This window comes from Telluria sp. AC161, from assembly GCF_979258535.1.
The window spans coordinates 959,873-972,752 of record NZ_OZ409861.1; the positions used below are offsets into that span (position 1 = coordinate 959,873).

Sequence of the window (12,880 nt, forward strand, 5' to 3'; positions counted from 1 at the left end):
CAACTCAACCAATCAAATCGCCGCCAGCGCCCGCCGCAAATCCTCACGCTGATCATCGATATGCTCGATCCCGACCGACAACCGGATCAGCCCATCGCCAATCCCCAGCTCGGCACGCCGCTCGGGAGGAATGCTCGCATGCGTCATCAGCGCCGGATGCTCGATCAGGCTCTCCACGCCGCCCAGGCTTTCGGCGAGCGTAAACACTTCGCACGCTTCGAGAAAACGCCGCGCGCCATCGATGTCGGTGTCCAGGTCGATCGACACGATGCCGCCGAAACCGCCATGCATCTGGTTGCGCGCCAATGCATGCTGCGGATGCGATTCCAGCCCCGGATAATGCACCTTGCGGACCTGCGGCTGCTGCTCGAGCCAGTTCGCCAGCAATAGCGCGTTGCCGCTGCTGCGCTCCACGCGCAGGGCCAGCGTCTTGATCCCGCGCAGCACGAGGAAGCTGTCGAACGGGCCCTGGATCGCGCCCACCGAGTTCTGGATGAAGCCAAGCTTCTCGGCCAGGCCGGTCTGGTGGTCGTTGGCGCCGACAATGGCGACGCCGCCGATCACGTCCGAGTGGCCGTTGATGTATTTGGTGGTCGAGTGCACGACGATGTCGACCCCGTGTTCGAGCGGGCGCTGGATGATCGGGCTGGCGAACGTGTTGTCGCACACGCACAGGATGCCGCGCGCGTGGCACAGGCTCGCGATGGCAGTCAGGTCGGCCAGCTTGAGCATCGGGTTGGTAGGCGTCTCGACCCACACCATGCGTGTGGCAGGCGTGATGGCGGCGGCCAGCGCGTCCGGGTCGGACAAATCGACGTAGCTGAACGTGTGCCCGGCGCTGTCCCGGCGCACGCGCTCGAACAGGCGGTAGGTGCCGCCGTACATGTCGTCACCAGCGACGACGTGCGAACCGCTGGGCAGCAGTTCCAGCACGGCGGCAATCGCCGCCAGGCCCGAGGCAAACGCGAAGGCGGCGCGGCCGCCCTCGATGTCGGCCAGCGAGCGTTCGAGCGCAAAGCGGGTCGGGTTGTGCGAGCGGCCGTAGTCGAAGCCCTGGTGCACGCCCGGGCTTTCCTGGCGATAGGTCGAGGTGGCGAAGATCGGCGGCATCACGGCGCCGGTCGCGGGTTCGGGCGACTGGCCGCCGTGGATGACGCGGGTGGCCAGGTGGCGTTTGAATTCGATGGTGTGTTTGGTGTCCGGATGGGTCACGAGAGTGTCCTTCGCAGGTGATTGAGCAGGTCGTAGCGCGTGATCAGGCCAAAGAACTGCGGCCCGTCGGCGATTACGGCAGTCAGGCCCCGGTCGAGGATGTCGCGCAGTTGCGCCATGCTCGCGCCAGGGGGCAGGGTTTGCAGGTCGGCCGTCATCGTGGACGACACCGGCGCGCTGAAATGGTCGTTCGATTGCGTCACTTTCAGCAGCAGGTCGGATTCATCGATCAGGCCCGCCAGGCGTCCTTCGGCGTCCATCACGGGCAGTTGCTGCAGGTCGCTCGAGCGCATGCGGTTGAATGCAGTAAGCAGCGTGTCCGATGGCGCCAGCGTGATGACTTCGCCGGCATCATGGCGGCGCCCGATCAGGTCGCGCAGGTCGCCCGTTTTCGGGCGCGTGATCAGGCCCTGGTCGACCATCCAGCCATCGCTGTACACCTTGCTGAGATAACGCGTACCGGTATCGCAGACGAAGGTAACGACACGCTTCGGACGCGTCTGCGCGCGGCAGTATTTGAGCGCTGCCGCCAGCAGCGTGCCGGTGGACGAGCCGCCCAGGATGCCTTCCTGCTGCAGCAGCAGGCGCGCGGTGGCGAAGCTTTCCTCGTCGGTGATCGTGTACGCCTTCTTGACGCGGGTAAGGTCGGCGATGCCGGGAATGAAGTCTTCCCCGATGCCTTCCACGGCCCATGAGCCGGCATGCTGCGACACGTGGCCGGTCTCGACGTATTCGGCCAGGATCGAGCCTTTCGGATCGGCCAGGATGAATTCGAGCTGCGGCGCGGCTTTCTTGAAGTAGCGCGACAGACCGGTCAGCGTGCCGGACGAGCCGACCCCGAGGACGATCGCGTCCAGCTTGTGCTTGGCCTGATCCCAGATTTCGGGGCCGGTCGTGGTTTCGTGGGCGCGCGGATTGGCTGGGTTGTTGAACTGGTCGGCAAACCAGGCGCCGGGAATCTGCTTGGCCAGCCGCGCAGCGAGATCCTGGTAATACTCGGGATGGCCCTTGCCGACGTCGGAGCGGGTCAGGTGGATTTCGGCGCCAAGCGCCTTGAGGTGCAGGATTTTCTCGGGCGCCATTTTGTCCGGCACGACGAGCACGACGCGGTAGCCCTTGATGCGCGCGACCAGCGCCAGGCCCAGGCCCGTATTGCCGGCAGTGGCTTCGACGACGGTGCCGCCGGGATTGAGCAGGCCGTCATGCTCGGCCTGTTCGATCATCGTCTTGCCGATACGGTCCTTGATGGAGCCGCCGGGGTTCTGCGATTCGAGCTTCAGGAACAGCTGGCAGGGCCCGGTATCGATGCGGGTCACTTCGACCATCGGGGTATCGCCAATCAGGGAAAACAGAGCCGCTTGCGACGCATGTTGCATATTTGCCTCCGTGGGGCCAGACTGTGGCGCCGCGGATAGGGGCGCTGCGGCCGGCATGCTACGAGGAACTGGCGCGGATTGGCGCCAGGCCATATCAAAGAATCATGATACGAGTTTTCGGTGGACGTTGCTTTGGAGCGTCTTAAGGGTGAGCGATCAGAGGTCAGAGCGCAAAGATCAGCCTTCCGCCTTCAACCGCCGCCACAGCGTCGTACGGCTGATCCCCAGATGACCGGCCGCCAGGTCGCGCTGCCCGCCAAAGCGCGCCAGCACCGCGGTGGCCGATTCCTGCGTTGGCCCGGCCGCGGCATCGGCAGGGGCTGCACCACGCGCCAGCTCCGGCGCCACCGACAGCATGAAGCCCGGCGTCAGCGCCTGCAGCGGCTCGGCCGCCAGGAACAGCGCCAGGCGCTCGGTCAGGTTGCGCAGCTCGCGCACGTTACCGGGCCACGCATAGCTGGTGAGGAGCGGCGTGCACGCTTTCAGTTCGGCCAGCAGGTTCGGATGCGGACGCGCATCGAGCGCAGCCAGTGCGCCCTTGAGCGACCATTCGAGCAGCGGCGCGATGTCCTGCACCCGTGCCCGCAGCGGCGGCAGGGCCAGGCGCAGCACGGCCAGGCGGTAGAACAGGTCGGCCCGGAAGCGCCCGTCGCGCACGCGCGCCTCCAGGTCGCAGTGGGTGGCGCTGATCACGCGCACGTCGATCGGCACCGGCCGTGTGCCGCCCACGCGCATCACTTCGCGCTCTTCGAGCACGCGCAGCAGGCGCGTTTGCAGGCCGAGGGGCATTTCGCCGATCTCGTCGAGAAACAGCGTGCCGCCATTGGCCGCTTCGAACAGGCCCGCGTGGCCGCCGCGGCGCGCGCCGGTGAAGGCGCCGTCTTCATGCCCGAACAGTTCCGATTCCAGCAGCGACTCGGCAATCGCGCCGCAATTGACGGCGACGAACGGGCGGTTCGCATCCCGGCGCGGACTTTCGCGGTGGATCGCCTGCGCCACGAGTTCCTTGCCGCTGCCGGTCTCGCCTTCAATCAGCACGGTGCTGGGCGAGCGCGCGTACAGCACGACGGTCTGGCGCAGCTGCTGCATCGCGGGCGAATCGCCGCGCAGGTCGTTCAGGCCGCGCCGCAGCCGTTGCTTGTCAGGGGCCGTGCTGCCGGTTCGGCTGCGGCCACGGCTGCGGTCGACCTCGAGCCGGGTCAGACGCGCCAGTTCGAGTGCATCGTCGAACGCCTGCCGGATCGACGCCGCCGAATACAGGAACACGGCGCGCAGGCCCGCTTCTTCGGCCAGGTCGGTCACCGAGCCGGCGCCGACGATGACGGCCACGCCCAGCGCCTTGAGTTCGTCGACGGCGGCGCGCGCATCTTCCTGCGTCACATAGCTGCGCTGGACCAAGTCCAGGCCAAAGCCGGCCGCGAATTCGGCCAGCTCCGGGAGCAGGGCGCCGTAACTGACAACGCCGATGGCGCCGGGGGCGTTGCCGGCGAGCTTGCGCGCGCGCGTGAGCGCCTGCAGCACGTCGAAGCCGCTGGCCCGGGCCGCGACCACCGGCACCGACACGCGGCTCTTGAGCCAGGCCGCGTTCGAGCCGGCGGCGATCACGACGTCGCAGTGTTCCGTGGCGAGCCGCTCGCGGATGTGCGTCGCGGCCTCGTCGAACCCGATGTGCAGCGGCTCGATCGACGCCAGGTGATCGTATTCGACGGTGATGTCGCGAAACAGGGCGGACAGGCGCGAGACCGACACGGTCCAGATAATGGGCTTGTCGCCAGCGGAAGAAGAGCGTGGGGAATCCATGTTTCAAGTGTAGTGCAAAAGATGGCCAATGTTTCAGCCTGAAACGCCCAATCACCGAACGACCGGTCGAAATTAGGCACCCGGCGTAAGAATCCGGTAAGGGCATGCCCGTAGGATGGGTCGCAGCCAAAAAGGCAGCCGAACCACGGCACCAACAAAAGAATCAGGAGACAAAGTGGATCAAGACATCGTAGAACGGGTCAAGAACGACCCCAATTACCAGAAACTCAAACGCATCCGTTCCCGCTTCGGCTGGACGCTGACCTGGGCCATGATGATCGTGTACTACGGCTTCACGCTGCTGGTCGCGTTCAACAAGGAGTTCATGGGCACCCCGATCGGCGACAGTGTCATCACCTGGGGCATTCCCCTGGGCCTGTTCGTCATCCTGTTCACCGTTCTGATTACCGGCATCTATGTGCGCCGCGCCAACCGCGAATACGACGAGTTGAGCGACGCCATCCGTGCAAAGGTGGGCGCATGATGGCCGGCGCTCGCACCTCCTCGCTGCTGGCACTCGTGCTGCTGGCCGCCACCGGCCTGGCCCACGCCGCGCCCGACATGGGCCAGGCCGTACGCCAGCCGACCAACTGGACCGCGATCAGCATGTTCGCGCTGTTCGTCGTCGGCACGCTGTTCATCACCAAGTGGGCTGCCGCCAAGACCAAGTCGGCGTCCGACTTCTACACCGCTGGTGGTGGCATCACCGGTTTCCAGAATGGCCTGGCGATCGCGGGCGACTTCATGTCGGCTGCGTCGTTCCTCGGTATCTCGGCCGCCGTGTTCCTCGACGGTTACGATGGCCTGATCTACGCGATCGGCTTCCTGGTCGGCTGGCCCGTCATCACGTTCCTGATGGCCGAGCGCCTGCGCAACCTGGGCCGCTTCACGTTTGCCGACGTGGCCTCGTACCGCTTCGCGCAAAAGCCGATCCGCGTGTTCGCGGCCTCCGGCACACTGGTCGTGGTCGCGTTCTACCTGATCGCGCAGATGGTCGGCGCGGGTCAGCTGATCAAGCTGCTGTTCGGTCTGGAATACTGGATCGCCGTCGTGCTGGTCGGTATTTTGATGATGGTCTACGTGCTGTTCGGCGGCATGACGGCCACCACCTGGGTCCAGATCATCAAGGCCGTGCTGCTGCTGTCGGGCGCGTCGTTCATGGCGTTCTCGGTGCTGGCGCAATACAACTTCAGCCCGGCCAAGCTGTTCCAGACCGCGACCGAAGTGCACGCCAAGGGCACCGCCATCATGGGCCCGGGCAGCTTCATCAAGGATCCGATCTCGGCCATCTCGTTCGGCATGGCGCTGATGTTCGGTACCGCCGGCCTGCCACACATTCTGATGCGCTTCTTCACCGTCCCGAGCGCAAAAGAAGCGCGCAAGTCAGTGCTGTGGGCAACCACCTGGATCGGCTACTTCTACATCCTGACCTTCATCATCGGCTTCGGCGCGATCGTGCTGGTGGGTACCAACCCGGCATTCAAGGATGCAGCCGGTGCTCTGCTGGGCGGTAACAATATGGCGGCGGTCCACCTGGCCAAGGCCGTGGGCGGCGACGTGTTCCTGGGCTTCATCTCGGCGGTGGCGTTCGCGACCATCCTGGCTGTGGTGGCGGGTCTCACGCTGTCGGGTGCTTCGGCCGTGTCGCACGATCTGTATGCGACCGTGTTCAAGAAGGGCAATGCCACCAGCGAAAACGAGCTGCGCGTATCGAAGATCACCACCATCGGCCTGGGTATCGTGGCCGTGGTGCTGGGTATCGCTTTTGAGAAGCAGAACGTCGCCTTCATGGTGTCGCTGGCCTTCGCGATTGCCGCATCGGCCAACTTCCCGGTGCTGTTCATGTCGGTGCTGTGGAAGGATTGCACCACCCGCGGTGCCACGATCGGCGGCTTCCTGGGCTTGGCCACGGCAGTGGGCCTGACGATCGTGTCGAAATCGGTGTGGGTCGATGTGCTGCACCATCCGGCCGCGATCTTCCCGTACGCCTCGCCAGCGATCTTCTCGATGGCAGTGGGCTTCATCGGTATCTGGCTGTTCTCGATCACCGACAAGGGTCCTCGTGCCCGGATCGACCGTGCAGGCTTCGAAGCGCAGCAGGTGCGCGCCGAGACCGGTATCGGCGCATCGGGCGCGTCGGGTCACTAAGACCGGCTGAACTATCCAGTCAACCGGGTGTGCGCTGCAAGGCGCCACCCGGTTTTTTTGCGCCTGCGTGTTTCATGTTTCAAACTGGTGTTTCAGAGTGAAACAATGGCCGGTGTGTTTGAGGACGATTTGGGTAGAATAGGCACGCAAGTGCTTGAAATGTCGGGACATCGCGGATCAACCGGCGCTGGCACGGTGCTTGCAATGAAGACCATAACTTCTTCACCGTGATGACAAGGACCAGCATGAGCAAACTTTCCGCAGGCGCCGCCTTCCGCCAGGCGATCCTCGATGAATCCCCGCTGCAAGTCGTGGGCGCGATCAACGCCAACCACGCATTGCTGGCCAAGCGCGCCGGCTTCAAGGCCATCTACCTGTCCGGTGGCGGCGTCGCTGCCGGCTCCCTCGGTCTGCCTGACCTGGGCATCTCGAACCTCGACGATGTTCTGGTCGACGTGCGCCGCATCACCGACGTCTGCGATCTGCCGCTGCTGGTCGACGTCGACACCGGCTTTGGCGCGTCGGCCTTCAATGTCGCGCGCACCGTGCGTTCGCTCAGCAAAGCCGGCGCGGCGGCCTGCCACATCGAAGACCAGGTCGGCGCCAAGCGCTGCGGCCACCGGCCGGGCAAGGAAATCGTCAGCAAGGAAGAAATGGTCGACCGCATCCGCGCCGCTGCCGATGCCCGTCTGGATGACGACTTCGTGATCATGGCGCGCACCGATGCGCTGGCCGTCGAAGGCCTGGACGCAGCGATCGAGCGCGCCGTGGCCTGTGTCGAAGCAGGCGCCGACATGATCTTCCCGGAAGCGATGACGACGCTCGACATGTACAAGCGCTTCGCCGACGCCGTCAAGGTGCCGGTGCTGGCCAATATCACCGAGTTCGGCGCGACGCCGCTGTTTACCGTCGATGAGCTGGCCGGCGCCGGCGTCGGCCTGGTGCTGTATCCGCTGTCGGCGTTTCGCGCGATGAACAAGGCCGCCGAAAACGTCTACACCGCGATCCGCCGCGACGGCACCCAGCAGAACGTGCTGGACACGATGCAGACGCGCGCCGAACTGTATGACCGCATCGATTACCACAGCTACGAGCAAAAGCTCGACGCGCTGTTTGCCCAGAACAAAGTCAAGTAAGGAGACCGCACATGACTACGCAGAACCAGGAAACCCCGACCTTCAAGCCGAAGAAATCCGTCGCCCTGTCCGGCGTCGCCGCTGGTAACACCGCACTGTGCTCGGTCGGCAAGTCGGGCAACGACCTGCATTACCGCGGCTACGACATCCTCGACATCGCCACCACCAGCGAATTCGAAGAAATCGCCTACCTGCTGGTGCACGGCAAGCTGCCGAACGACGGCGAACTGCGCGGCTACAAGGCCAAGCTGCGTTCGCTGCGCGGCCTGCCGCAGGCGCTGAAAAGCGCGCTCGAAGCCTTGCCGGCCAATGCCCATCCGATGGACGTGATGCGCACGGGCGTGTCGGTCCTGGGCTGCACGCTGCCCGAGAAGGACGACCACCACATCACCGGCGCGCGCGATATCGCCGACCGCCTGATGGCATCGTTCGGCTCGATGCTGCTGTACTGGTACCACTTCAGCCACAGCGGCAAACGCATCGACGTGAATACCGACGACGATTCGATCGGCGGCCACTTCCTGCACCTGCTGCACGGCTTTGCGCCAAAGGAATCGTGGGTGCGCGCGATGCACACGTCGCTGATCCTGTACGCCGAACACGAATTCAATGCCTCGACCTTCACCGCCCGCGTGATTGCCGGCACCGGCTCGGACATACACTCGGCCATCACCGGCGCGATCGGCGCACTGCGCGGACCGAAGCACGGCGGCGCCAACGAAGTCGCGCACGATATCCAGAAGCGCTACGACAACCCGGACGAAGCCGAAGCCGATATCCGCAACCGCGTGGCCAACAAGGAAGTCGTGATCGGCTTCGGCCATCCGGTGTACACGATCTCGGACCCGCGCAACAAGGTGATCAAGGAAGTGGCGCGCACCTTGTCGGAAGAGGGCGGCTCGATGAAGATGTTCGACATTGCCGAGCGCCTCGAGACCGTGATGTGGGACGTGAAAAAGATGTTCCCGAACCTGGACTGGTTCTCGGCCGTGTCGTACCACATGATGGGCGTGCCGACGGCGATGTTCACGCCGCTGTTCGTCATCGCGCGCACGTCGGGCTGGGCGGCGCACGTCATCGAGCAGCGCATCGACAACAAGATCATCCGACCGAGCGCCAACTACGTGGGGCCGGAAGATCTGCAGTTCGTGCCGCTGGCAGAGCGCAAGTAACGCAAATAAGCGCAGCCACTTGACCACCAACTCCGGCACGTCGTTCCCGCGCAGGCGGGAATCCAAGTTCAGCCCAGGTGACCGCTATCAGCGTTCCTGGCTTGCTAATTGACTTGGGTTCCCGCCTTCGCGGGAATGACGGTTTCGGGGTTAGCTAAAAAGATCGAACACCGCCATGAATACTGATTACCGCATACCCCTGCCGGGCACGGAGCTCGATTATTTCGATACCCGCGCCGCCGTCGACGCCATCGCGCCTGGCGCCTACGCCACGCTGCCCTACACGTCGCGCGTGCTGGCCGAAAACCTCGTGCGCCGCTGCGCGCCCGCGACCCTGCGCGATTCGCTGAAGCAGCTCATCGAACGCAAGCGCGACCTCGATTTTCCGTGGTTCCCGGCGCGCGTGGTCTGCCACGACATCCTCGGCCAGACCGCGCTGGTCGACCTGGCCGGCCTGCGCGACGCGATCGCGCTGCAAGGGGGCGACCCGGCGCTGGTCAACCCGGTCGTGCCGACGCAGCTCGTGGTCGACCATTCGCTGGCCGTCGAATGCGGCGGGTTCGATCCGGATGCGTTCACCAAGAACCGCGCCATTGAAGACCGCCGCAACGAAGACCGCTTCCACTTCATTGACTGGACCAAGAAGGCCTTCAAGAACGTCGACGTGATCCCGCCCGGGAACGGCATCCTGCATCAGATCAATCTCGAGCGCATGTCGCCCGTGATTCAGGCGGAGCGCGGCGTGGCCTATCCGGACACGCTGGTCGGCACCGATTCGCACACGCCGATGGTCGACGCGCTTGGCGTCCTTGCGATCGGCGTTGGCGGCTTGGAAGCCGAGAGCGTGATGCTGGGCCGCGCCTCGTGGATGCGCCTGCCGGACATCGTCGGCGTTGAACTCACCGGCAAGCCGCAGCCGGGCATCACGGCGACCGACGTCGTGCTGGCGCTGACCGAGTTCCTGCGCAATGCCAAAGTCGTCTCGACCTACCTGGAATTCTTCGGCGCTGGCGCATCTGCGCTGACGCTGGGCGACCGCGCGACGATCGCGAACATGGCGCCCGAATTCGGCGCCACCGCCGCGATGTTCTACATCGACGAGCAAACCATCAAGTACCTGCGCCTGACAGGGCGCGACGATGCGACCGTGCACCTGGTCGAGACGTATGCAAAGCACGCCGGCCTGTGGGCCGACAGCCTGCAGACGGCCGAATACGAACGCACGCTGTCGTTCGATTTATCAAACGTGGTGCGCAATATCGCCGGGCCGTCCAATCCGCACAAGCGCGTGCCGACGTCTGAACTGGCCGCGCGCGGCATCTCGGGCGTGGTGGAAAACACACCCGGCCAGATGCCCGATGGCGCCGTCATCATCGCCGCGATCACCAGCTGCACCAACACCAGCAACCCGCGCAATATGGTCACTGCGGGCCTCCTGGCACGCAATGCCAACCGCGCTGGCCTGACCCGTAAACCCTGGGTAAAAAGTTCGCTGGCGCCCGGCTCGAAGGCCGTGGCGCTGTACCTTGACGAAGCGGGCCTGAGCCAGGAGCTCGACCAGCTGGGCTTTGGCGTCGTCGCCTTTGCCTGCACCACCTGCAACGGCATGAGCGGCGCGCTGGATCCGGTGATCCAGGACGAAATCATCAAGCGCGACCTGTATGCAACGGCGGTCCTGTCGGGCAACCGCAATTTCGATGGCCGCATCCATCCGTACGCGAAGCAGGCCTTTCTGGCCTCGCCGCCGCTGGTGGTGGCGTACGCGATTGCCGGCACGATCCGCTTCGACATCGAGAAGGATGTGCTGGGGCTGGATAGCGCCGGGCGCGAAATCCGCCTGGCCGACCTGTGGCCATCGGAGGAAGAAATCGACGCCGTGGTCACCGCAAGCGTCAAGCCGGAACAGTTCCGCAAGGTCTACACGCCGATGTTTGCGCGCGTGGCCGACGATGGCGCCGCCGTCAGCCCGCTGTACGACTGGCGGGCGCAGAGCACCTATATCCGCCGGCCACCGTACTGGGAAGGCGCGCTGGCCGGCAGCCGGCCGCTGGCGGGAATGCGGCCACTGGCGGTATTGGGTGACAACATCACCACCGACCACCTGTCGCCGTCGAACGCGATCCTGCTCGACTCGGCCGCTGGCGAATACCTGGCGAAGATGGGCCTGCCTGAAGAAGACTTCAATTCGTATGCCACGCACCGGGGCGACCACCTGACGGCGCAGCGCGCGACGTTCGCCAATCCAACACTCAAGAACGAGATGGTGAAGGACAGCCATGGCAAGGTGATGGCCGGTTCGCTGGCGCGCATCGAGCCGGAGGGTGAAGTGACCCGCATGTGGGAAGCGATCGAGCATTACATGGCGCGCAAGCAGCCGTTGATCATCATCGCCGGCGCCGACTACGGTCAGGGCTCGTCGCGCGACTGGGCGGCCAAGGGCGTACGCCTGGCGGGCGTCGAGGCGATTGCGGCCGAAGGCTTCGAGCGCATCCACCGCACCAACCTGGTGGGGATGGGCGTGCTGCCGCTCGAATTCAAGCCGGGCGAGAACCGCATCACCCTGGGCATCGACGGCACCGAAACGTTCGATGTGATCGGCGCGCGCACGCCACGCGCCGAGCTCACGCTGGTCATCAACCGCGCGAGCGGCGAGCGGGTCGAGGTGGCTGTGACGTGTCGGCTCGATACGGCCGAAGAAGTGGCCATCTACGAAGCCGGCGGCGTGCTGCAACGCTTCGCGCAGGATTTTCTTGAATCGACGGTGAAGGCGGCATGATGGAATCGACCACGTATTCTCCCCAGCGCCGGATCGCTGCCACCTATCTGCGCGGCGGCACCAGCAAGGGCGTGTTCTTCAAGCTGGACGACCTGCCGGAAGACGCCCGCGTGGCGGGCCCCGCACGCGACGCGCTGCTGCTGCGCGTGATCGGCAGCCCCGACCCGTACGGCAAGCAGATCGACGGCATGGGCGGCGCCACGTCGAGCACCAGCAAGGCCGTCATCGTCGCGGCGTCCGCGCGCGCTGAGCACGACGTCGACTACCTGTTTGGCCAGGTGGCGATCGACAAGCCGTTCGTCGACTGGAGCGGTAATTGCGGCAACCTGTCCGCAGCGGTGGGGACGTTCGCGATTGCCGCAGGCCTGGTCGATCCGGCGCGCGTGCCGCACGACGGCGTGGCCGTGGTACGCATCTGGCAAGCCAATATCGGCAAGACCATCCTCGCCCACGTCCCGATGGCCGCCGGCCAGGTGCAGGAAACGGGCGGCTTCGAGCTCGATGGCGTGACCTTCCCGGCAGCCGAGGTGCAGCTCGAGTTCATGGATCCGGCCGCCGAGGAAGAGGGCGGTGGCGGCGCCATGTTCCCGACCGGCAATCTGGTCGATGAACTCGACGTGCCCGGGGTGGGCGTGCTGCGCGCCACGCTGATCAACGCGGGCATCCCGACCATCTTCGTCGAGGCCGGGGCGCTGGGCTACGATGGCACCGAGCTGCAGGACGCGATCAATGGCGACCCGCGCGCACTGGCCGTGTTCGAGACGATCCGCGCCCACGGCGCACTGCGCATGGGCCTCATCGCCAGCATCGACGAGGCAGGCAAGCGCCAGCACACGCCGAAGGTCGCGTTCGTGGCCAAGGCGGCCGGCTACGTATCGTCGAGTGGCCGGCAAGTGGCGGCGGGCGAGATCGACCTGCTGGTGCGCGCGCTGTCGATGGGCAAGCTGCACCACGCGATGATGGGCACCGCGGCGGTGGCAATCGGCACGGCGGCGGCCATTCCGGGCACGCTGGTGAACCTGGCGGCCGGCGGCGGCGAGCGCTCGGCGGTGCGGTTCGGTCATCCGTCCGGCACGCTGCGGGTGGGCGCCGAAGCAGTCCTGGAGGACGGGCAGTGGCGCGTTGCCAAAGCCAGCATGAGCCGCAGCGCTCGCGTCCTGATGGAAGGCTGGGTGCGGGTGCCCGGTTAGTGTCGCTTTCTCGTCGCGCGAGGCTGGAGTAACGGGGTGTTTACAGGTTATGATTGACCTTCAGTGGTTG

General features: G+C 65.3%; 9 protein-coding genes. 6 read left to right on the forward strand and 3 right to left on the reverse strand.

The window, feature by feature from the left end; translation table 11 throughout:
* Nucleotides 1–12: 12 nt before the first annotated feature.
* The 3 genes from ACZ0AJ_RS04320 to prpR all read right to left on the reverse strand — a co-directional run bounded on the left by ACZ0AJ_RS04320 (nt 13) and on the right by prpR (nt 4,388).
* Nucleotides 13–1,212, reverse strand: a complete 1,200-nt coding sequence (locus ACZ0AJ_RS04320; protein WP_499452883.1) for a trans-sulfuration enzyme family protein — start codon at nt 1,210–1,212, stop codon at nt 13–15.
* Nucleotides 1,209–2,588, reverse strand: coding sequence for a pyridoxal-phosphate dependent enzyme (locus ACZ0AJ_RS04325; RefSeq protein WP_499454002.1), 1,380 nt, complete (start codon nt 2,586–2,588; stop codon nt 1,209–1,211). Before ACZ0AJ_RS04325 ends, ACZ0AJ_RS04320 begins: the two co-directional genes overlap by 4 nt.
* A 177-nt stretch (nt 2,589–2,765) precedes the next feature.
* A complete protein-coding gene (gene prpR, locus ACZ0AJ_RS04330; RefSeq protein ID WP_499452885.1) occupies nt 2,766–4,388 on the reverse strand; it encodes a propionate catabolism operon regulatory protein PrpR in 1,623 nt (540 codons plus the stop codon).
* Between the two features lie 175 nt (nt 4,389–4,563).
* Between prpR and ACZ0AJ_RS04335 the strand changes: the two genes are divergently transcribed.
* The 6 genes from ACZ0AJ_RS04335 (at nt 4,564) to prpF (ending at nt 12,810) form a co-directional block, all read left to right on the forward strand.
* Nucleotides 4,564–4,872 (forward strand): DUF485 domain-containing protein, encoded by a 309-nt coding sequence (locus ACZ0AJ_RS04335; protein ID WP_499452886.1) that lies wholly within the window; start codon nt 4,564–4,566, stop codon nt 4,870–4,872.
* Nucleotides 4,869–6,536: a cation acetate symporter gene (locus tag ACZ0AJ_RS04340; RefSeq protein WP_499454004.1), complete on the forward strand. Its 1,668-nt coding sequence runs from the start codon at nt 4,869–4,871 to the stop codon at nt 6,534–6,536. The genes ACZ0AJ_RS04335 and ACZ0AJ_RS04340 overlap by 4 nt, the downstream gene beginning before the upstream one ends.
* A gap of 245 nt (nt 6,537–6,781) precedes the next feature.
* A complete protein-coding gene (prpB, locus tag ACZ0AJ_RS04345) occupies nt 6,782–7,672 on the forward strand; it encodes a methylisocitrate lyase (protein WP_499452888.1) in 891 nt (296 codons plus the stop codon).
* Nucleotides 7,673–7,683: 11 nt separating this feature from the next.
* Nucleotides 7,684–8,844, forward strand: a complete 1,161-nt coding sequence (prpC, locus tag ACZ0AJ_RS04350) for a bifunctional 2-methylcitrate synthase/citrate synthase (protein WP_499452889.1) — start codon at nt 7,684–7,686, stop codon at nt 8,842–8,844.
* 175 nt (nt 8,845–9,019) lie between these two features.
* Complete coding sequence (gene acnD / locus ACZ0AJ_RS04355) at nt 9,020–11,620, forward strand: Fe/S-dependent 2-methylisocitrate dehydratase AcnD (protein WP_499452890.1); 2,601 nt, start codon at nt 9,020–9,022, stop codon at nt 11,618–11,620.
* Complete coding sequence (gene prpF / locus ACZ0AJ_RS04360; RefSeq protein WP_499452891.1) at nt 11,617–12,810, forward strand: 2-methylaconitate cis-trans isomerase PrpF; 1,194 nt, start codon at nt 11,617–11,619, stop codon at nt 12,808–12,810. The genes acnD and prpF overlap by 4 nt, the downstream gene beginning before the upstream one ends.
* Nucleotides 12,811–12,880: the final 70 nt, after the last annotated feature.

Bases quoted from the DNA above. Each gene is read 5' to 3' on its own strand.
- prpF (WP_499452891.1), top strand. From the start codon at position 11,617: ATGATGGAATCGACCACGTATTCTCCCCAGCGCCGGATCGCTGCCACC.
- prpC (WP_499452889.1), top strand. From the start codon at position 7,684: ATGACTACGCAGAACCAGGAAACCCCGACCTTCAAGCCGAAGAAATCC.
- ACZ0AJ_RS04340 (WP_499454004.1), top strand. From the start codon at position 4,869: ATGATGGCCGGCGCTCGCACCTCCTCGCTGCTGGCACTCGTGCTGCTG.
- prpR (WP_499452885.1), bottom strand. From the start codon at position 4,388: ATGGATTCCCCACGCTCTTCTTCCGCTGGCGACAAGCCCATTATCTGG.
- acnD (WP_499452890.1), top strand. From the start codon at position 9,020: ATGAATACTGATTACCGCATACCCCTGCCGGGCACGGAGCTCGATTAT.
- ACZ0AJ_RS04325 (WP_499454002.1), bottom strand. From the start codon at position 2,588: ATGCAACATGCGTCGCAAGCGGCTCTGTTTTCCCTGATTGGCGATACC.
- prpB (WP_499452888.1), top strand. From the start codon at position 6,782: ATGAGCAAACTTTCCGCAGGCGCCGCCTTCCGCCAGGCGATCCTCGAT.